Source organism: Bacillus sp. 123MFChir2 (assembly GCF_000383235.1).
Lineage (GTDB): Bacteria > Bacillota > Bacilli > Bacillales > Bacillaceae_G > Bacillus_A.
In genome coordinates this window covers 22,012-40,402 of record NZ_KB910934.1, presented here as the reverse complement: position 1 = coordinate 40,402, position 18,391 = coordinate 22,012, and the positions used below count along the sequence as shown (strand labels likewise).

The 18,391-nt window shown below is 35.2% G+C and carries 21 protein-coding genes and 1 pseudogene; 17 read left to right on the top strand and 5 right to left on the bottom strand.

What is annotated here, in order from left to right:
• The first annotated feature begins 4 nt into the window (after positions 1 to 4).
• The 7 genes from H280_RS0108330 (at position 5) to H280_RS0108300 (ending at position 6,854) form a co-directional block, all read left to right on the top strand.
• Positions 5 to 1,273: a peptidase gene (locus H280_RS0108330; protein ID WP_020060664.1), complete on the top strand. Its 1,269-nt coding sequence runs from the start codon at positions 5 to 7 to the stop codon at positions 1,271 to 1,273.
• Entirely contained in the window at positions 1,270 to 2,115 is an 846-nt protein-coding gene (gene ablB / locus H280_RS0108325; protein WP_020060663.1) for a putative beta-lysine N-acetyltransferase, read from the top strand. The genes H280_RS0108330 and ablB overlap by 4 nt, the downstream gene beginning before the upstream one ends.
• A gap of 280 nt (positions 2,116 to 2,395) precedes the next feature.
• Positions 2,396 to 3,775 carry a sigma-54 interaction domain-containing protein gene (locus H280_RS0108320; protein ID WP_020060662.1) on the top strand — a complete coding sequence of 460 codons (1,380 nt, stop codon included), beginning with the start codon at positions 2,396 to 2,398 and terminating at the stop codon, positions 3,773 to 3,775.
• 244 nt (positions 3,776 to 4,019) lie between these two features.
• Positions 4,020 to 5,438: a lysine 2,3-aminomutase gene (ablA, locus tag H280_RS0108315; RefSeq protein ID WP_020060661.1), complete on the top strand. Its 1,419-nt coding sequence runs from the start codon at positions 4,020 to 4,022 to the stop codon at positions 5,436 to 5,438.
• The gene (locus H280_RS0108310; RefSeq protein ID WP_020060660.1) at positions 5,435 to 5,707 is read left to right on the top strand and encodes a YokU family protein; all 273 of its coding nucleotides are present in this window, start codon (positions 5,435 to 5,437) and stop codon (positions 5,705 to 5,707) included. Before ablA ends, H280_RS0108310 begins: the two co-directional genes overlap by 4 nt.
• Before the next feature lie 75 nt (positions 5,708 to 5,782).
• Positions 5,783 to 5,998, top strand: a complete 216-nt coding sequence (locus H280_RS0108305) for a YozE family protein (RefSeq protein ID WP_020060659.1) — start codon at positions 5,783 to 5,785, stop codon at positions 5,996 to 5,998.
• A 193-nt stretch (positions 5,999 to 6,191) separates the two neighbouring features.
• Positions 6,192 to 6,854 carry a hypothetical protein gene (locus tag H280_RS0108300; RefSeq protein WP_020060658.1) on the top strand — a complete coding sequence of 221 codons (663 nt, stop codon included), beginning with the start codon at positions 6,192 to 6,194 and terminating at the stop codon, positions 6,852 to 6,854.
• Position 6,855: 1 nt separating this feature from the next.
• Here the strand turns inward: H280_RS0108300 and H280_RS24910 are convergent, their stop codons facing one another.
• Positions 6,856 to 7,011: a DUF3930 family protein gene (locus H280_RS24910; protein ID WP_020060657.1), complete on the bottom strand. Its 156-nt coding sequence runs from the start codon at positions 7,009 to 7,011 to the stop codon at positions 6,856 to 6,858.
• A gap of 154 nt (positions 7,012 to 7,165) precedes the next feature.
• Here H280_RS24910 and H280_RS0108290 point away from each other — a divergent pair, with 154 nt between their 5' ends.
• From H280_RS0108290 to H280_RS0108275, 5 genes are all read left to right on the top strand, one after another.
• Entirely contained in the window at positions 7,166 to 7,351 is a 186-nt protein-coding gene (locus H280_RS0108290) for a YozD family protein (protein WP_020060656.1), read from the top strand.
• Between the two features lie 258 nt (positions 7,352 to 7,609).
• Entirely contained in the window at positions 7,610 to 7,801 is a 192-nt protein-coding gene (locus H280_RS24905) for a hypothetical protein (RefSeq protein WP_081625637.1), read from the top strand.
• A complete protein-coding gene (locus H280_RS0108285; protein WP_020060655.1) occupies positions 7,801 to 8,619 on the top strand; it encodes a serine/threonine protein kinase in 819 nt (272 codons plus the stop codon). Before H280_RS24905 ends, H280_RS0108285 begins: the two co-directional genes overlap by 1 nt.
• Positions 8,601 to 9,356 (top strand): sporulation protein, encoded by a 756-nt coding sequence (locus H280_RS0108280; protein ID WP_020060654.1) that lies wholly within the window; start codon positions 8,601 to 8,603, stop codon positions 9,354 to 9,356. Before H280_RS0108285 ends, H280_RS0108280 begins: the two co-directional genes overlap by 19 nt.
• Before the next feature lie 75 nt (positions 9,357 to 9,431).
• Entirely contained in the window at positions 9,432 to 10,085 is a 654-nt protein-coding gene (locus H280_RS0108275) for a phosphatase PAP2 family protein (RefSeq protein WP_020060653.1), read from the top strand.
• Positions 10,086 to 10,138: 53 nt separating this feature from the next.
• Here the strand turns inward: H280_RS0108275 and H280_RS0108270 are convergent, their stop codons facing one another.
• The 4 genes and pseudogenes from H280_RS0108270 to H280_RS0108255 form a co-directional block, all read right to left on the bottom strand.
• Complete coding sequence (locus H280_RS0108270) at positions 10,139 to 11,020, bottom strand: cation diffusion facilitator family transporter (RefSeq protein ID WP_020060652.1); 882 nt, start codon at positions 11,018 to 11,020, stop codon at positions 10,139 to 10,141.
• A 190-nt stretch (positions 11,021 to 11,210) separates the two neighbouring features.
• A complete protein-coding gene (locus H280_RS0108265; RefSeq protein ID WP_020060651.1) occupies positions 11,211 to 11,525 on the bottom strand; it encodes a thioredoxin family protein in 315 nt (104 codons plus the stop codon).
• Positions 11,526 to 11,597: 72 nt separating this feature from the next.
• Positions 11,598 to 11,965: pseudogene (locus tag H280_RS23320) on the bottom strand (site-specific integrase).
• Positions 11,966 to 12,362: 397 nt separating this feature from the next.
• Positions 12,363 to 12,713, bottom strand: a complete 351-nt coding sequence (locus H280_RS0108255; protein WP_020060648.1) for a hypothetical protein — start codon at positions 12,711 to 12,713, stop codon at positions 12,363 to 12,365.
• A gap of 338 nt (positions 12,714 to 13,051) precedes the next feature.
• Between H280_RS0108255 and H280_RS0108250 the strand changes: the two genes are divergently transcribed.
• The 5 genes from H280_RS0108250 (at position 13,052) to prpB (ending at position 18,279) form a co-directional block, all read left to right on the top strand.
• Positions 13,052 to 13,864 carry an MBL fold metallo-hydrolase gene (locus H280_RS0108250; protein WP_155894984.1) on the top strand — a complete coding sequence of 271 codons (813 nt, stop codon included), beginning with the start codon at positions 13,052 to 13,054 and terminating at the stop codon, positions 13,862 to 13,864.
• A 7-nt stretch (positions 13,865 to 13,871) separates the two neighbouring features.
• Positions 13,872 to 14,180: a DUF4870 domain-containing protein gene (locus tag H280_RS0108245; RefSeq protein ID WP_020060646.1), complete on the top strand. Its 309-nt coding sequence runs from the start codon at positions 13,872 to 13,874 to the stop codon at positions 14,178 to 14,180.
• 519 nt (positions 14,181 to 14,699) lie between these two features.
• Positions 14,700 to 15,818, top strand: a complete 1,119-nt coding sequence (gene mmgD, locus H280_RS0108240; protein WP_020060645.1) for a citrate synthase — start codon at positions 14,700 to 14,702, stop codon at positions 15,816 to 15,818.
• A gap of 98 nt (positions 15,819 to 15,916) precedes the next feature.
• Positions 15,917 to 17,353 carry a 2-methylcitrate dehydratase gene (gene prpD, locus H280_RS0108235; RefSeq protein WP_020060644.1) on the top strand — a complete coding sequence of 479 codons (1,437 nt, stop codon included), beginning with the start codon at positions 15,917 to 15,919 and terminating at the stop codon, positions 17,351 to 17,353.
• Between the two features lie 17 nt (positions 17,354 to 17,370).
• Positions 17,371 to 18,279, top strand: coding sequence for a methylisocitrate lyase (prpB, locus tag H280_RS0108230; protein WP_020060643.1), 909 nt, complete (start codon positions 17,371 to 17,373; stop codon positions 18,277 to 18,279).
• Positions 18,280 to 18,391 lie beyond the last annotated feature (112 nt).

Below are 18,391 nucleotides of genomic sequence, written 5' to 3'. Positions count from 1 at the left end.
ACAATTGGAGCAATATAAAAAACAAGTGTGTGAATATATTGAAAGTCATGAAAATATGAGTGTGAAATTATTAAAACGTTTAATTCAAGAAAAAAGTACGAGTGGAGATGAAAGCGGTGCGCAAGCGGTTGTAATTGAAAAGCTGCGTGAGCTTGGTTTAGATTTAGATATTTGGGAACCTTCGTTTACGAAAATGAAAGATCATCCGTATTTCGTCTCACCGCGTACAAATTTTAACGATAGTCCTAATATTGTAGCAACGTTAAAGGGAAGTGGCGGCGGAAAGTCGATGATTTTAAATGGTCATATTGATGTTGTGCCTGAAGGTGATTTAAAGCAGTGGGAGCATAATCCATATGCCGGAGAAAAAATTGGGAATCGTGTATACGGGCGCGGCACAACTGATATGAAAGGTGGTAATGTATCGCTTATGTTGGCGATAGAAGCCATTGTAGCAACAGGCATTTCTTTAAAGGGAGATGTATATTTTCAAAGTGTAATAGAAGAAGAGAGTGGCGGCGCAGGTACGCTTGCGACACTTTTACGAGGCTACGAGGCAGATGGTGTAATTATCCCAGAGCCGACGAATATGAAATTTTTCTCGAAACAACAAGGTTCAATGTGGTTTCGTTTATTCGTAAAAGGGAAAGCTGCGCATGGTGGGACACGTTATGAAGGTGTAAGTGCTATTGAAAAAAGTATGTTTGTTATAGAGCATATAAGGAAGCTAGAAGGAAAACGAAATGAACGGATTACTGATCCATTATATAAAGAAATCCCGATTCCAATTCCGATTAATATCGGGAAAATTGAAGGTGGCAGCTGGCCAAGTTCTGTACCTGATTTTCTTACTTTAGAAGGAAGATATGGGGTAGCGCCAAATGAAAGTATGGAAGAGGCAAAAAAAGAGTTTGAAAATTGGATAGGACAGTTAAATCAGGTAGATCCATGGTTTACAGAACATCCAGTAGAAGTAGAATGGTTTGGCGCACGATGGGTTCCAGGTGAATTAGAAGAAAATCATCCGCTTATCACGATGTTAAAGGACAATTTTGTACAAATTGAAGGTACAGAGCCAATTATTGAGGCATCACCGTGGGGAACAGATGGAGGGTTATTTACGCAAATCGCAAATATTCCAACGATCGTGTTCGGCCCAGGTGAAACGAAAGTCGCTCATTATCCAAATGAATATATTGAAATTAATAAAATGATTGCAGCAGCAAAGATTATTGCATGCACACTGCTAGAGTGGTGCGAGGTGGACAAATGAAATACTACGAAGAATTTGCAGAACAGACGAAGTACTATACAGTAGAAGGTACATTAGATTATTTTAATAAACGTATTCGAGTTGACCATTATAAGGGAAATGTCGAACAAGTAATGCATAGGGTTGAAGAACTCGCAAACTCTCATTCTTTCACGAAATTAATTATAAAAGGAAAAAGGGAACATATTTCGGCGTGGCTCTCTCTTGGTTATATGCTAGAAGCAAGTATTCCACAGTACTTTCAAGGTCATGATGCGTATTTTATGGTGAAATATCGAGATGATGAGCGCCGTAATAGTGTGCAGTGGGTGAAGGAAGATGAGATTGTGAGTGTTGTAATCGCTAAACAAGTAGTAGAAAAGGAGATACCAGCACAGTTTGTGTTGCGAAAAGCAACAGAAGGAGATGCAAAGCAGCTTGCGGACGTATTCGGAAAAGTATTTGAGATTTATCCTACACCTTTAAATGAATTCGATTATATTGTGAAAACGATGAAGGAAGATACAATTTATTACGTGTATGAAACGGAAGGAAAGATTATAAGTACTGCTTCAGCAGAAATAAACGTAAAAGAGGGAAATGCAGAATTAACAAATTGTGCAACGTTACCTGAGTATCGAAAGCATGGTTTTATGAAAAGTTTACTGATGAAGTTAGAAGATGAACTGCAAGAGAGAGGTGTTTTTTGTTCGTATACAATTGCACGGTCACTCTCATTTGGTATGAACGCAGCGTTTTATCAACTTGGATATACGTACACAGGAAGACTTGCGAATAACTGTTATATTTTTGATAAGTTAGAGGATATGAACGTTTGGGTAAAGGATTTATCACGTATATAAATACAAATTGAAAAACTGACATGCAGATCCTTTTTTAGGGGGGCGAGAGCATCTGGTCGTGCATAGAAGCGGTCAGGTTTCGTTCTGTATAGCCTGGAGTTGTATGTTAAATAACCAAAATGGTCTTATCTAGTAGATAAGGATTCATTAAGAATCGATTCGTTTAACTTCCATCAGCGTAGAAGAAAAAAATCTTCGCTGATGGGAGTTTCATTTTAGCAGTAAATGCTCAAAATTAGGCATCATAATTGCTGGTTTTTGAGCGAAGGAGGGGAATGCGTTGCTGGCGATTTCAACACAAGAAGTAATTGAAGCGATTTTAAGTAGCATTGATGAAGCTATTCATGCAGTAGATGAAAATGGGGTTACGATTTTTTATAATTCAGTAGCAGCAAAACATGATGGATCGAATGTAGAAGATGTACTTGGTAAATATTTATTAGAAGCATTTCCTTCGTTAACTCCAGAAACGAGTACACTGTTAAAGGTATTGCAAATGAAAAAGCCAATTCTACACCAAGTGCAGCGATATCAAAATCGAAGGGGAGAAGATGTATACACGGTGAATACAACACTTCCTATTTTTATAGAAGGACGCATTGCTGGCGCTGTTGAAATTGCAAAAGATTATTCTACTATTCAAAAGTTGACGGAAAAAATTGCTGACTTGCAGTCCAAAATGAAGCGGTCACCACCGAAAAAAGCACCATACAGACATGTAGCATTCGATACGATTATAACGAATGATATGCGCTTTTTACAAACGAAACAATTGGCGCAAAAGGTTGCGACTACGAATGCGAACGTACTGATTTACGGGGAAACAGGAACGGGAAAAGAGTTATTTGTACAAGCAATACATGAAGCATCGAAAAGAAGAAATAACGCGTTTATCGCTCAAAACTGTGCTGCTTTGCCAGAATCATTACTTGAAAGTTTACTGTTTGGAACAACTAAAGGAAGTTATACAGGTGCAATAGAGCGCGCAGGTTTATTTGAGCTTGCGGACGGTGGTACATTATTTTTAGATGAACTGAATTCGATGCCGTTAGATTTACAAGCAAAAATGCTTCGCGTACTAGAAGATGGTGTTATTCGCCGCATCGGTGATAATAAGACAAGAAAAGTTGATGTGCGTGTGATTACCGCAATGAATCAACCCCCAGATGAGTGCCTTCGTGAAAATAAAATTCGTACAGATTTATATTATCGATTAAATGTGTTTTCTTTATTTATCCCGCCGCTTCGTGAGCGGAAGGAAGATATTGTATTATTAGCTCCGCACTTTTTACAGGCTTATAACAAGGAATATAAAAAGAATGTGATTGGTATAGATGAAGGGGCAAAGAAGCGATTGCTTCAATACCATTGGCCAGGTAATGTACGTGAATTAAAGCATATGATTGAACATGCGGTCATTGTAGCAGAAGGGAAAATACTAACGCTATCTTGTTTACCACGTTCGTTTCGACAAACGCCGCATCTGCAGAAAAGGCCGATATTACCGCTTCGGGAGGCGCTGTATAAAACGGAAAACGAGTTGATTGAACATGCAATGTTAGAAGCGAAAGGAAATGTTTTGCAAGCTGCAAAGTTGTTAGGCATTCCAAGACAAACTTTGCAGTATAAATTAAATAAATATGCGAAATATGCCGAATAATTGGCAGCTTTTTGTGCATTTGCACCAATAAATGAGAGCTTACATATATAAAAGTAAAGAAAATTCTGTTTTTTAAGAGGTGTTTTTATTTTATTTTCGTATAAAACGATATTTTTATAGTAAAGAAGCTTGTAATAGCCAAGGTTGTACGAATAGATGAGGATCAAAATTTAGATGTAACTGTTAAAGTTGGCATGATTATTGCTTTAATAAGTAGTGAGCGTTTGAAAAAGGGGGAATGGCAATGTTACACGACGTATATAAACCAGAACGTCATTGGAAAGAGATTGAACTATGGAAAGATGTTACAGAGGAGCAATGGAACGATTGGATTTGGCAATTAACAAATACAATTAAAACATTAGATGATTTAAAGAAAGTCATTAATTTAACACCAGAAGAAGAAGAAGGTGTTAAAATTTCAACAAAAACAATCCCATTAAACATTACACCATACTATGCATCTCTTATGAATCCAGATGATCCACGTTGTCCAATTCGCATGCAATCTGTACCGATTTCAGAAGAATTATATAAAACGAAGTATGATTTAGAAGACCCGCTTCATGAAGATGAAGATTCACCAGTTCCGGGGTTAACACACCGTTATCCAGACCGTGTTCTATTTTTAGTAACAAATCAATGTTCTATGTATTGCCGTTACTGTACACGTCGTCGTTTTAGTGGACAAATTGGAATGGGTGTTCCAAAGAAGCAATTAGACGAAGCGATTGCTTATATTCGTGAAACGCCGCAAGTTCGTGACGTATTAATATCTGGTGGTGACGGACTTCTTATTAACGATAACATTTTAGAGTATATTTTAAAGAACTTACGTGCAATTCCGCATGTGGAAATTATTCGTATTGGAACAAGGGCTCCTGTTGTATTTCCGCAGCGTATTACGGAAAACCTTTGCAATATTATTAAGAAATACCATCCAGTTTGGTTAAATACACATTTTAATACGTCTATTGAAATTACAGAAGAATCGAAACTTGCTTGTGAAATGCTTGCAAATGCAGGTGTACCGCTTGGAAATCAAGCTGTTATTTTAGCAGGTATTAACGATAGCGTACCAATTATGAAAAAATTGATGCACGATTTAGTGAAAATTCGCGTACGTCCTTACTATATTTATCAATGTGACTTATCAGAAGGTATTGGCCATTTCCGTGCGCCAGTATCAAAAGGTCTTGAAATTATTGAAGGATTACGCGGACATACATCTGGTTATGCAGTTCCAACATTTGTTGTAGATGCACCGGGCGGCGGTGGTAAAATTGCCGTTCAGCCAAACTACATTATTTCACAAAGCGCTGATAAAGTTGTTCTTCGTAACTTTGAAGGTGTGATTACAACGTATCCAGAGCCAGAGAATTATGTAGCAGGCAGAGCAGAAGGATATTTCAAAGAAATTTATCCTACTTACGAAGAAAAGCGCTCTGATGTTGGTGTAGCAGCACTTATGAGTGATAAGAAGTTTAACCTTGTACCAGAAGGCTTACAGCGTATGAACCGCCGTAAAGATTATGAAACAAATACAACGCATGCTTCATTAAAAGATAAACGTGACAAACGTGACCAGTTGAAAGATAAAAAATATCAAGCACAAATGGCAAAATTAGATGAGAGTACAAAAACTGAGGGAGATGCAGTATGAGATGTATGTGGTGTGAAGGTGAAGAAGCAATTGAAAGTGTAAATACTGTATACTGGGAATTACCAGATGGAACACAAACAGTTACAATTGAAGAAACACCTTGTATCGCATGTCCAAATTGCGGAATGCATTATCAATCAGATACTACTGTGAAAGAAATTGAAGACCAGCTCTTTTTAATTTATACGAAAGATTTACCAAAACAAGTCACATATACAGATCTCATGGAGCGTCCGCGTTTATTAAAGCGAAATTATTTTGATTTTTAACCAGCATTTTTTATGCTGGTTTTTTTCTTGTTTGGCTTGTATAATGTAGCCAAGTTAGAAAGGTAGGGAATATTGTTGAAAAAGTCATTTTATCATTATATGATGAAGCATCGTGCTTCTTTAGCAAAAAATGAACTATGCGACTTGGCGGAAATAATGTATGAAGATCATAGTTTTCCAAAGCAATCGGAGGATTATGATGAAATTAGTTCATACTTAGAATTAAGCGGTTCATTAGATAGTATGAGCATTTTTGATCGCGCATGGGAATTATATATGCAAGAGCGGTAGAGTGAAACGCCTATTTTTAGAACGTTTTAATTAATCATTTTCAATTTGTTTTATGTACACTCCAATAGAGGAGTGTATTTTTTATGAAAAATATTCAAGTATACAACCTCATGTGATAAGCGTTTTCGTATTGGGTCGCATATACTGTTATCGTCACATACTTAAAATCACGACTTCAAAAGGAGAGAGAGACATGACGAGAAAAAAGCAGCCCAAATACAATATAGGAGATATAGTCGTGATTACGTTATATGGTACAGTGGGCAAAATCACGAATATAAAAATGCTTGACGGAGTTTATGTATATGAAGTAAACAACCACGATGGATTTTATGTAGAACATACACTGCAGCTTGTGACGGAGCAAGAAATGAAAGATGGCGAATCAGAATGGATTGAACTTCATTATAAATTTACGTTTGGTGATCTCGTTCAAGTTACAGGCTATGAAAAGGATGTATTTCGTGTTGTTGGTTACCGGACGGAAGTATGGCGTTATAAAAATGATGCTTGGGAAGATGCAATTTATGAATTATCTCGTATTACAGATGGTGAATGGCTCGAAGCAGATGAATCCGATTTGACACTGATTGCGAATGCGCAAACAGCAAATGTCATTTTAAAGAAGATGAAACAAGATAAGGCGGGTATGAATAAGCTAGATTTAGGGAAATTAAAGTCTATTAATAATTCGAAAAAAGTAAGTATAAAAACGAATCGTAAAGAAATTATTGATGGTTTGTTAGATATTTTTAATGATTACAGAACATTGTATGAAACATTTCAAGATGAAGAATATAAAATTGTGATGGAAGTTGTACGTAATTATTTAATTAAATTATCCGAGAAAAAATAACTTAGAAAGAGAGAAGGAATTGAAAGAAAATATAAATTGTATATGGTATGCCTACAATTGTTAAAAAGATAATAAATATAGAAACTAGCTTGTCCACCCACGCATCCTCATGTATGAAATCTTCTTCTGTATGTAGTATTTCTTGTTTATAGTTCATTGTGTTTTCCTCCTTTATATAGCTTGTACTACATCTTATGCAAAACTATTTTTTTATATAACCTATATATCTAGCAAAAAAAGAAAAATGTTTTTCTATTGTTATACATAATTTCTATTTTTCTTCATAAAACAGAATTAAAGGGGTGATGCTCATGAAGGAAATAGAAGTCGTGATTGATACGGAAGAAATTGCAGAATTTTTTTATGAGCAATTAATTGTAAGAGGATACGTACCAAAGCGCGAAGAAATTGAAGACCTTGCAGACATTGCATTTGATTATTTGTTAGAGAAATGTATGATTGATGAAGTATTTGACGAAGATGATGAGGGGAAGTAACGACGGGATAGACTCGTCGTTTTTTGCATCGTATAAAGTGAAACTTCCATCAGTAGAGGGCTTCATTCTCACTGATGGTTAGTTGAACCAATCGGGCTTTTACGGGCAGTTATCCCCCGAATACATTCTTCGCTTTTCTCTCAATTTTGAGGTGGGGGCTTACTGCCCGTTAATGCGGTATAAATAATAAAACTAATATCACTATATCGTGCTGTATTTGGTATAATGAAAGGGAAAATTTTCTGAAGAGGTGAAGTGATGTTCAAAAAAATTATTGATTCTATTCTAGGCAATAAGCATAAGCACCGCTCTTACTCCAGTAGTGATTATCGTCATCGACATCGTTCGTATTCTAGCAGCGATCATCATAAGCATCATCCATCACATGGGTATGGGCATCATCATTATAAAAGAAAACATAAAAGTCGCAGTTTTTTCTCTAGTAGTTGATGAATTTTCAAAAAGTTTTGGCGTGGTTTGATCGACCGCTGTGTATTGATACTGTCGTTGCACAGCGGTATCAAATTCAGCGTATTCTTGGTATGGGGAGCTATGGTTTTACATATCTTGTTACTGACTTGTTGTCTGGTGAGGAAAAAGTATTAAAACAACTTCGAAAAAGTAAACAGCGCTATGCATCAGGTAGGAAATCGTTTACATATGAGCAAGCGATTTTACAGCAGGTAGAGCATCATGCAATACCTCGTTTCTTTCATAGTTTTTCATGGAGAAAAGGATCTTTTTTTGTAATGGAGGAAATGTGCGGAAAGACATTTGAAGATTTTATTTTTGAGTATGGAGAAATGTATACAGAGAAAGAAGTTTTTCTTATTTTATATAAGGTGCTTTATGTTGTTTCCTATTTTCATAGTCAAGGTATTGTGCATCGCGATTTACGAATTCCTAATATTTTAATGAATGATGATGAAATATTTATCATTGATTTTGGATTAGCTCGCTTTATTGGTGAAAATGATGAACGTGCTCATTCTTATAAAGGGGAACAAGCGTATATGCGTGAAATCCATTATCGTAGTGATTTTTATGCTCTTGGACATTTTGCTTTGTTTTTGCTGTATTCTAGTTATGAATCTTCAAAAGAAGAACAGCCTTGGCACGAAGAATTAACATTATCAGCAAATAGTATTGACGTAATTATGCGGATGCTACAAATGAAAGAGCCGTATTATGAAAATGTACAAGAATTAATAGATGATGTGCGCTGTATAATAGAAAGGATGGGAGATACATGTTCGAAAAGTTTTTAGCAAGCGTTGGTATTGGCAGTGCAAAAGTTGACACTGTGTTAACACAAGAAGAATGGCTTATCGGTGAAGAAATTACAGGGGTTGTACATATTACTGGCGGGTCAGTAGCACAAGAAATTGATAGCATTTATTTAACGTTATCTACGACATATATTCGTGAAGTAGACGACAAGAAAATAAATTCAACATATGATTTAAAAAAAGTTCGTTTAACAACTCCTATAACAATCGGGATAAATGAAAAACGAGAAATTCCATTTTCATTCCCGATGCCGATTGAAGCACCTTTAACATTTGGAATGAAAACCGTTTGGGTGCAGACTGGTCTAGATATTAAACGCAGCATTGACCCAAGTGACAGAGATTACATTCAAGTACTACCAAACTTGCTATTAAAAAGTGTATTAGAGGCAGTCCAAAATCTTGGATTTCGTCTTCGTCAAGCGGAATGTGAAGAGCTTCCATACCGTTTGCGTGACCATGTCCCATTCGCGCAAGAGTTTGAATTTGTCCCTGTATCCGGACCATATTATGGAAAGTTAGATGAATTAGAACTTCTGATCATCCCGCGTTCGTATGATAGTTTAGAAATTGTGATGGAAGTAGATCGAAAAGCAAGAGGGATTGCTGGACTATTATCTGAAGCTTTAGATATGGATGAAAAAGTTTTACGTTTCACAGTGAAGCGTGAGGACATTCCAACAATGCAGCAAAAAATTAACAGTTATATTTCTTGATGATTCATGCATAAAAAAGAAATGGAGAGGGAAAATAAAACACCCGCTCCATTTTTGTATAGTGAGGTTATGCAGATGAAGAGATATCGACATTTATATATGCTACTTTTTGTTTTGCTCGTTTGTTTTGTCGTGCTATCTTTTTCTTATGAAACATCTATTATTGATCAATTTGACAATGAAGTAAGTAATTATATACAAGGCTTTCGTAATGAATATTTTACCTCTTATTTTGTATGGATGTCTTACATTGGATCAAAAAAGGTATATTTTCCTGTAATGTTTATCCTGTTTATGTATTTCTTGATTCGAAGACGATACATGACAACGATTTTGTTAATGATAAATTTTTATGGTTCGCGCTACTTGAACTATATGTTAAAGGTATGGTATGAGCGACCAAGGCCCGATATATCACAACTTGTTACTGCGACAGGTTACAGTTTTCCGAGCGGACATGCGATGAATGCAGTTGCATTTCTTGGATTTATTGCATACATTACAATTACTGAACATCGCCTACAATTGCATCAAAAATTACTGCTGATTGTTATTGCCTGCTTTCTTATCTTCTCCATTTCTATTAGTCGAATATATTTAGGAGTACATTATCCATCTGATATTTTAGCGGGCTGGGCTGCTGGAGGAAGTTGGCTTATTTTATGTATCATGTTTCATCAAACATTTCTCCCGCATGTAGCCGACAATAAATCTTCTGTATTAAGTTAATCAATCATGAGTAATGATTCATTTCAATCCATTTTGTATTACATAAAAAGGACCTATGAGAGCATAGGTTCTTTTTGCATTGGCTCTACATGAATATGTGTGTGCCAAATATTGTGTTTATGCTGCAGTTTTTCTTCAATTTCATCAGTAATACGATGGCTTTCACTTACGTCCATGTGTGCGTCTACTTCGATAGTAATATCAACATACGTTTGATTCCCATACATGCGTGCTCGAATGTCAACAATGTGTTCAACGCCTGTAATGGTTTTAACTGTATCGGCATATTGCTTCATTTTGTCTGGATCAATGCCATCTGTTAATAGGTGTGATGCTTCTTTGAAAATATCCCACGCAGTTTTACAAATAATGATACCGACAATAAGTGCCGCAATTGGATCAAGAAGAGGCATTTGAAACTGTGAACCGAAAATACCAATAACGGTCCCAACACTTACGAGAACATCAGATAAATTATCTTTTGCAGCCGCTTCTAGTGCTTTACTATTTGTTTCCTTGGCAATTTTACGATTATAAACGTATACGCTATACATAATAGCAGCGCAAAACAAAGCAACCCAAGCTCCTATTAAATTAGGGGGTGTTTGTTCTTCCTTGAAAAAGGATTGAATAGCATTTACGATAACTTCCAATCCAACAGTCATCATAATAAAGGACGCGATGAGTGAGGCGATTTGTTCTGCGCGTAAGTGACCATATGGATGATCTGGATCACGAGGTTTTCGGGAAATTTTTAACCCAATTAATACAGCTAATGATGCGCCAATATCAGTTAAATTATTAAGACCATCAGCACGCAGTGCGCTAGAAACGGCTATGTAGCTTATTGTAATTTTAACAGTTGATAAAAATATATAGGCAACAATACTTAGCATAGCCCCTTTATCAGCAGCTTTGTTAGAAAGTGACTCCATACTATTCACTCACCTTTCTCTCAAAGATTCTCTATATATAAGCGTATCAAACGAAAGTCGTGTGGGTCTATACAAACATTGTTGTGTACTTTTAGCATTTTAAGAAAGGGAGAACATTGTTTCGTGAGGGCAAAAAAGACAAAAAAGCACTTAGATATGCTTCTAAGTGCTTTAAGTTGTTTATAGTATATTAATATACTTCTAAAAACTCAGTTACTTGCTCTTCAGTCTTTGCATTTGCACTATGTAAATGACCAAGTTTTTCACTGTTTTGATACACTAATAAACTTGGAATTCCCATTACTTGATATTCTTCCGCAATACTTGGGAACTCATCTTTATTAATGGAATACCACTCAAATTTATTGAACTCTTCCATTATATCACCGATAAAATTGTCCATGCGCACGCAATCTGGGCACCATGTTGTGAAAAACTTAATTACTACTGGATTTTCGTTTGCGATAAGATCGCGAAACTCCTTGTCAGACTTGATTTCTTTCATGTTTTTGACTCCTTTTCATTCTGTTTTATTTGTAATTTTTTAGGTGGTGATTTCGTCAAAATCACAAAACTTCTAACGAACGTTTTTTTCTCCGAATAATTCGTTTGCAAATTGATCCACCGCTGTTTCTTGAAGACCTGGTACAACGTGAGAATAGGTATCCAATGTAATTCCCATTCTTTTATGACCTAATCTTTCGCTCACAATCTTTGGATGGATACCTTGTTTTAGCATTAAAGTTGCATGAGTATGCCTAAGATCATGAAAGCGAATATCAAGAACTTCACTTTTCTTTATAAGCTTTTTCCATAGCTGTGTCAAACTTTTGAAATTACACGGGTTACTGTTAAAGTAGGGAAAACCAAGCCAAAGTCATTATATCCAATTCCGAAACGTTTTTTGTCTCTTTTCTTCTTTTTAAAATTTGGACTCTGCTGTATAGCGGAGTCTTCTTTGATAAAAAAAGACACTCCTAGGAGTGTCACCAACTCTCTTATTGCTTCCGGGGTTTGAAAAGGGAACTACTGAAAAAGAAACCTTTTTCAATTCAAATGTAACATTTATGGAATATATAGTAAATTGAGAAATATTATCCGAAAAATTTAGTATAAATATTTTTCACTATTCGTCATAAAAAAAGACACTACATGAGTGTCTTTTGATTGAAAGAAAATTCTTTCTATTATATAATTGATTATGGGAAAGGTAATGTTAAAGTGTTATTTTTAATGTTATCTTATTATTTAATAAGCCATGAAATCAAATCAATTGATTTTTTGGCTTTTTTTATTATTGTAAGCAGATTCTTTATTGTTCATATTATATGTTACTTTCTATTTAACAGCGAATGACAGTGCCGGAATAACAAACTAGGAAATAGTCTCCAGTATCTATAACGGTCACTGCGGAAATAAATCCTTTAAAGCCTTCTGAAGAGTAATAGATTTCTTTAGGGATATTTTCAGCAGATTGATACTTTCTTTTTTCATACTTTACATGATGGTGCTTAATTGTTTTTGGTTCAGATACAATGGATTGTTTGTTTGTGACAGTGGAAGTATTTGCATTCAAAGAATCTTGAGAAGTGATATCTAATTTTGCTGCTTTTACATTCTCCGTTTGTGAAAAAGCACCAATACCACAAAATCCGATAAATGTTGCTAAGGTAACCTTTGTGAAATTTTTCATTTTCCTTTTCTCCTTTTCTAATTTTTGGTAATGTTGTTCTTACAACTAACAGTCTATATGGAGTGTATATGAACTGTAAATATATATGAAAAGACAAAAAATGAGAAAAATCGTCATTTTTCTCATTTTTTTGTATAATAAACCGTTGTTCAGAAAATTGTCAAAAATTAAAAGTTTTCCCTATGCGAAAAGGAGAACTATTTATGCAAAAAAAGAATAAATATTCATTGTTCAAATGTTTGAATAAAATGTGAACTATTTTTAATAATTAGAATGGACTATAGAGATATGTACCTAAATTTCTTCAAAGCAATGGGAAAAAACTAGAATGGAGGCATATGGTAATGATTCAGTATAAAGATAATTACATAACTATCTTTCAAAGTGCTATTTTTCAAACAAACTCAGTTGTTGTAGAAACTGATGAATTGGTATTAGTAATAGATCCGACTTGGCTACCGAATGAAGTGAATGAAATTCAGAACTATGTTTATGAAAATAAAAAAGATAAAGACGTTTACTTACTTTTTACACATTCCGATTTTGATCATATTTTAGGTTATGGTGCGTTTTCGTATGCAAAAGTAATTGCAAGTGAGAAATTAAAAGATTGTCCTGATAAGCAATCAATTATTAATAGTATTCAAGACTTTGACGATTCTTATTACATAACAAGGAAGTATGAAGTGAAATTTCCAAATGTGGATATTTCCATTTGTAAAGAAGATGAAGAATTAGAGATAGGGGATATGAAATTTCATTTTTATCAAGCCCCAGGTCATACTGATGATGGCATTATTACAGTTCTTAAGCCACTCGGTATCATAATAGCTGGTGACTACTTATCAGATATAGAGTTTCCTTATATTTATCATAACAGTGATGACTATTTATCAACTTTAAAAAAATTCGAATTTATAATAGAGACATATGATATTAGCCTTCTAATACCAGGACATGGAGGGTTTACAAAAGATAAAACAGAGATGAAAAAGAGAATATCTAAGTCGGTTCATTATATTTTACAAACGAAACAGTTACTTTTAGAAGACAAACAAGAAGAAACATACGACCTTATCAAAAAATATAGTTATCCCAAAACAATGAAAAAATTTCATGATTATAACCTTACTTTGTTAAAAAAGGAGTGATTTTTTAATGGAGCATAAAGGATTGAAAATATTCATTCATGCTAGTACTTGGTTTGCGCCTGTATTGGTTCCTTTTATTATATTTCTTTTGAGTTCAGATCGAGAAATTAAAAAATTATCATTACAAGCAGTCATATTTCATTTTGTCATAGGCGTACTCATTGGTATTTCAGCATTTTTCTCTTGGATATTAATTGGAATTCCATTTTTAATTATTTTTGGACTTATGGCTTTAATTACACCAATTATTGGTATTGTTTGTGCGTTAAATAATCGATCTTTTCAATATCCGATTGTTGGATCGTGGTTGAAATAAACTAATATAAAATGTTTGAAAAGGATAGCGGATTGCTATTCTTTTTTTTTAGAAATTATAATGAAAAAATAAATCGTTTATATATCCATAGATAAAGAAAATAAAATAAATTGTAATTTTCTAAACAGTCTGATATATTTGAGTAGAAAATGAAATGAGTGTAAAACGGGCGAAGATAAATCGTTTGTTTTGCATATCATAGTCTGCGCGGGGAGATGGTGCTAATTTACGAAGATAAGTTATAGTAACAGTTGCGTTGGAAGATCTTTTTTATTGTCGTAATCATTAACAAAAATGAAGCTTATGAGAGATTCTTTGTTTGGAACATTTTCTTATAATCTCAATCCTTTCAAAAATATCATTATTAACAATCTAAACATAGAAAAACCTTGTACGCTGCTAACCTCATATTCTTTGCGAGAAGTTAAAATAGAGAATAGTGAGGGAAATATTTTGTGCATTCTTGGAAAGGCTTACAGAAGTGTAAACGAAGATCTATTTGGATTGGAGGAAAACAAAATGGGAGCTGAAGAAAAATATTTTCCAGGACTTGAAGGGGTAATTGCAGCAGAGACGAAGATTTCTTTTCTTGATACAAAAAAAGGAGAAATCGTTATTCAAGGGTATGACTTGATTGAGTTATCTAAAACGAAAAGCTATTTAGATATCGTTCATCTTTTATTAGAGGAGAAACTTCCTAATTCAGATGAAAAAGCGGCATTGGAAGAAACGTTAAAGTCTGAATATGAGGTTCCGAGTGGGATTTTTGATGTTTTAAAAGCACTGCCAAAACAAACGCATCCAATGGATGGATTGCGTACAGGAATTTCGGCGCTAGCTGGTTATGATAATGAAATTGATGATCGCTCATTAGATGTAAATAAAAAGCGTGCTTATAAATTGTTAAGTAAGGTGCCGAATATAGTAGCGAATAGCTATCGAATTTTAAATAATGAAGAACCAATTGAACCGATTCAAGAATTATCTTATAGTGCGAATTTCTTCCGTATGCTTACGGGTAAAAAGCCTTCTGAATTAGAAGAAAAAATATTTGACCGATCGCTCGTTCTGTATAGTGAACATGAAATGCCTAACTCTACTTTTACCGCTAGAGTAATTGCATCGACACAATCAGATTTGTATGGTGCCTTAACCGGAGCAGTTGCTTCTTTAAAAGGTAATTTACATGGAGGCGCAAATGAGGCAGTGATGTACATGCTGCTTGAAGCAGGTACTGCCGGGAAATTTGAAGAATTATTGCAAAAGAAACTGTATAACAAAGAAAAAATCATGGGATTTGGACATCGCGTCTACATGAAGAAGATCGATCCAAGAGCGCTTATGATGAAAGAAGCATTAAAGCAGTTATGTGATGTGAAAGGCGATTATACATTATATGAAATGTGTGAAGCTGGAGAAAAGATTATGGAGAAGGAAAAAGGAATCTATCCAAACCTAGATTATTATGCTGCTCCAGTCTATTGGATGTTAGGTATTCCAATTCAACTATATACACCAATCTTTTTCAGTTCAAGAACGGTAGGCTTATGTGCGCATGTGATTGAGCAACATACAAATAATCGCTTGTTCCGCCCGCGTGTAAATTATACTGGCGAGCGACATGTGCTTAGCAAATAAAAACAACTGGGGAGTTGTTAAGGCCGCCCGCCAGATGAGTGTTTGACCGACACCCATTCTTAATAATAACGAATTTTCGATAGAAAGGGAAGAATAGCGTGATTAAAACAAATGAAATTAAACAAAAAGATGCAATTTTAGAAGAGATTACGGATTATGTATTAAATAAAGAGATTACAAGCTTAGAAGCATTCAGTACAGCACGCTATGTGTTACTTGATACGCTTGGATGTGGGATTTTAGCACTGCAATATCCAGAGTGTACAAAATTACTAGGACCTGTCGTACCAGGAACAGTTGTGCCAAATGGTACACGTGTGCCGGGAACATCATTTGTACTTGATCCAGTACGCGGTGCCTTTAATATCGGATGTATGATTCGTTGGTTAGATTATAATGATACGTGGCTTGCGGCTGAATGGGGACATCCGTCTGATAATTTAGGTGGAATTTTAGCTGTTGCAGATTATGTGAGCCGCGTTCGTATTTCAGAAGGAAAAGAACCATTAAAAGTAAGAGATGTACTTGAAATGATGATTAAAGCACATGAAATCCAAGGTGTACTTGCATTAGAAAATAGTTTAAACCGCGTTGGTCTTGACCATGTGTTATACGTAAAAGTAGCGACAACAGCTGTTGTTACGAAAATGCTTGGTGGCACACGTGAAGAAATCTTTAATGCATTGTCTCATGCGTGGATTGATAACTCTAGTCTTCGTACATATCGTCATGCTCCAAATACAGGTTCACGTAAGTCATGGGCAGCTGGGGATGCAACAAGTCGTGGTGTTCATCTTGCACTTACTGCATTAAAAGGTGAAATGGGTTACCCAACAGCATTATCTGCACCAGGATGGGGATTCCAAGATGTATTGTTTAACAAGCAAGAACTAAAATTAGCAAGACCTTTAGATTCTTATGTAATGGAAAATGTGTTATTTAAAGTATCGTATCCAGCAGAATTTCATGCTCAAACAGCTGCAGAATGTGCAGTGAAATTACATCCAGAAGTGAAAGAACGATTAGATGAAATTGACCGTATTACCATTACGACACATGAATCAGCAGTTCGTATTATTGATAAAGAGGGTCCATTAAATAACCCAGCTGACCGCGATCATTGCTTGCAATACATTACTGCAATCGGTTTATTAAAAGGTGACATTGTTGCAGATGATTATGAGGATGAAGTAGCCTCTGATTCTCGCGTAGATGAATTACGAAATAAGATGGTTGTTGTTGAAAATAAACAATACAGCTTAGATTACCTAGATCCGAACAAGCGCTCAATCGCCAACGCTGTTCAAATTCATTTTAAAGATGATACAGTAACAGAAAATGTAGAATGTGAATATCCATTAGGTCACCGTTTCCGTAGAGACGAAGCGATTCCAAAGGTTGTTCAAAAATTCTCTGCAAATATGGCTGTTCATTATTCTAATAAACAACAAGAAAAAATTCATGAGGCTTGTTTGAATGAAGAAAAATTAGAAAATATGAATGTAAATGAATTTGTAGATCTTTTCTTAATTTAAGTATGGGGGGAATAAGAATGGCTTGGGTTGTAAATAAACAGTCAACACAAGAAGAACTTGCCAATCGATTCCGAACTTTAGTAGAAGCACCTGAAATCTTGCAAATTCCTGGTGCACATGATGCGATGGCTGCTCTTGTTGCAAAAAATGCTGGATTTTCAGCTCTTTATTTATCAGGAGCTGCTTATACAGCAAGTAAGGGTTTACCAGATTTGGGCATTGTAACATCTACTGAAGTGGCTGAAAGAGCAAGAGATCTTGTTAGAGCAACGGATTTACCTCTTCTTGTCGATATTGATACAGGATTTGGTGGAGTATTAAATGTAGCAAGAACTGCTGTAGAAATGATGGAAGCAAATGTGGCTGCTGTTCAAATCGAAGATCAGCAACTTCCTAAAAAATGTGGACATCTAAATGGCAAAAAACTTGTTTCTATTGAAGAAATGCAGCAAAAAATTAAAGTTATAAAAGAAGTAGCACCATCGATGGTTGTTGTAGCTCGTACGGATGCTCGTGCTGTTGAAGGATTAGATGCATCGATTGAGCGAGCAATTGCTTACATAGAAGCGGGTGCGGATGCTATTTTCCCAGAAGCTTTGCAGTCAGAAGAAGAGTTTCGTTTATTTACAAAAAAAGTAACGGTACCTTTACTTGCTAATATGACTGAATTTGGAAAAACACCGTATTATACTGCCGAGGAATTTGCTAATATCGGTTATCAAATGGTTATATATCCAGTGACTTCTCTTCGCGTTGCAGCAAAAGCTTATGAACGTATTTTTCATCTTATAAAAGAAGAAGGATCGCAAAAAGAAGGGCTTTCTGATATGCAAACAAGAAGTGAATTATATGAAACAATTTCTTATCATGACTTTGAGGAGTTAGATAAGGGAATTGCAAAAACAATTTTATCTGATGGGCAATAGATGAAATAAAAAAGCGATGATACACATCTTTAGCAAAGACACCTGCTTGATGTGAAATGAATCATCGCTTTTTTGTTATATTAACGGATAGTAAGAATGAGATTGATAAAAG

Excerpts from the sequence above, each read along its gene's own strand:
- ablB (WP_020060663.1), top strand. The coding sequence starts at position 1,270 with ATGAAATACTACGAAGAATTTGCAGAACAGACGAAGTACTATACAGTA.
- ablA (WP_020060661.1), top strand. The coding sequence starts at position 4,020 with ATGTTACACGACGTATATAAACCAGAACGTCATTGGAAAGAGATTGAA.
- H280_RS0108310 (WP_020060660.1), top strand. The coding sequence starts at position 5,435 with ATGAGATGTATGTGGTGTGAAGGTGAAGAAGCAATTGAAAGTGTAAAT.
- H280_RS0108300 (WP_020060658.1), top strand. The coding sequence starts at position 6,192 with ATGACGAGAAAAAAGCAGCCCAAATACAATATAGGAGATATAGTCGTG.
- H280_RS24910 (WP_020060657.1), bottom strand. The coding sequence starts at position 7,011 with ATGAACTATAAACAAGAAATACTACATACAGAAGAAGATTTCATACAT.
- H280_RS0108290 (WP_020060656.1), top strand. The coding sequence starts at position 7,166 with ATGAAGGAAATAGAAGTCGTGATTGATACGGAAGAAATTGCAGAATTT.
- H280_RS24905 (WP_081625637.1), top strand. The coding sequence starts at position 7,610 with ATGTTCAAAAAAATTATTGATTCTATTCTAGGCAATAAGCATAAGCAC.
- H280_RS0108285 (WP_020060655.1), top strand. The coding sequence starts at position 7,801 with ATGAATTTTCAAAAAGTTTTGGCGTGGTTTGATCGACCGCTGTGTATT.
- H280_RS0108280 (WP_020060654.1), top strand. The coding sequence starts at position 8,601 with ATGTTCGAAAAGTTTTTAGCAAGCGTTGGTATTGGCAGTGCAAAAGTT.
- H280_RS0108275 (WP_020060653.1), top strand. The coding sequence starts at position 9,432 with ATGAAGAGATATCGACATTTATATATGCTACTTTTTGTTTTGCTCGTT.
- H280_RS0108270 (WP_020060652.1), bottom strand. The coding sequence starts at position 11,020 with ATGGAGTCACTTTCTAACAAAGCTGCTGATAAAGGGGCTATGCTAAGT.
- H280_RS0108265 (WP_020060651.1), bottom strand. The coding sequence starts at position 11,525 with ATGAAAGAAATCAAGTCTGACAAGGAGTTTCGCGATCTTATCGCAAAC.
- H280_RS0108255 (WP_020060648.1), bottom strand. The coding sequence starts at position 12,713 with ATGAAAAATTTCACAAAGGTTACCTTAGCAACATTTATCGGATTTTGT.
- H280_RS0108250 (WP_155894984.1), top strand. The coding sequence starts at position 13,052 with ATGGTAATGATTCAGTATAAAGATAATTACATAACTATCTTTCAAAGT.
- H280_RS0108245 (WP_020060646.1), top strand. The coding sequence starts at position 13,872 with ATGGAGCATAAAGGATTGAAAATATTCATTCATGCTAGTACTTGGTTT.
- mmgD (WP_020060645.1), top strand. The coding sequence starts at position 14,700 with ATGGGAGCTGAAGAAAAATATTTTCCAGGACTTGAAGGGGTAATTGCA.
- prpB (WP_020060643.1), top strand. The coding sequence starts at position 17,371 with ATGGCTTGGGTTGTAAATAAACAGTCAACACAAGAAGAACTTGCCAAT.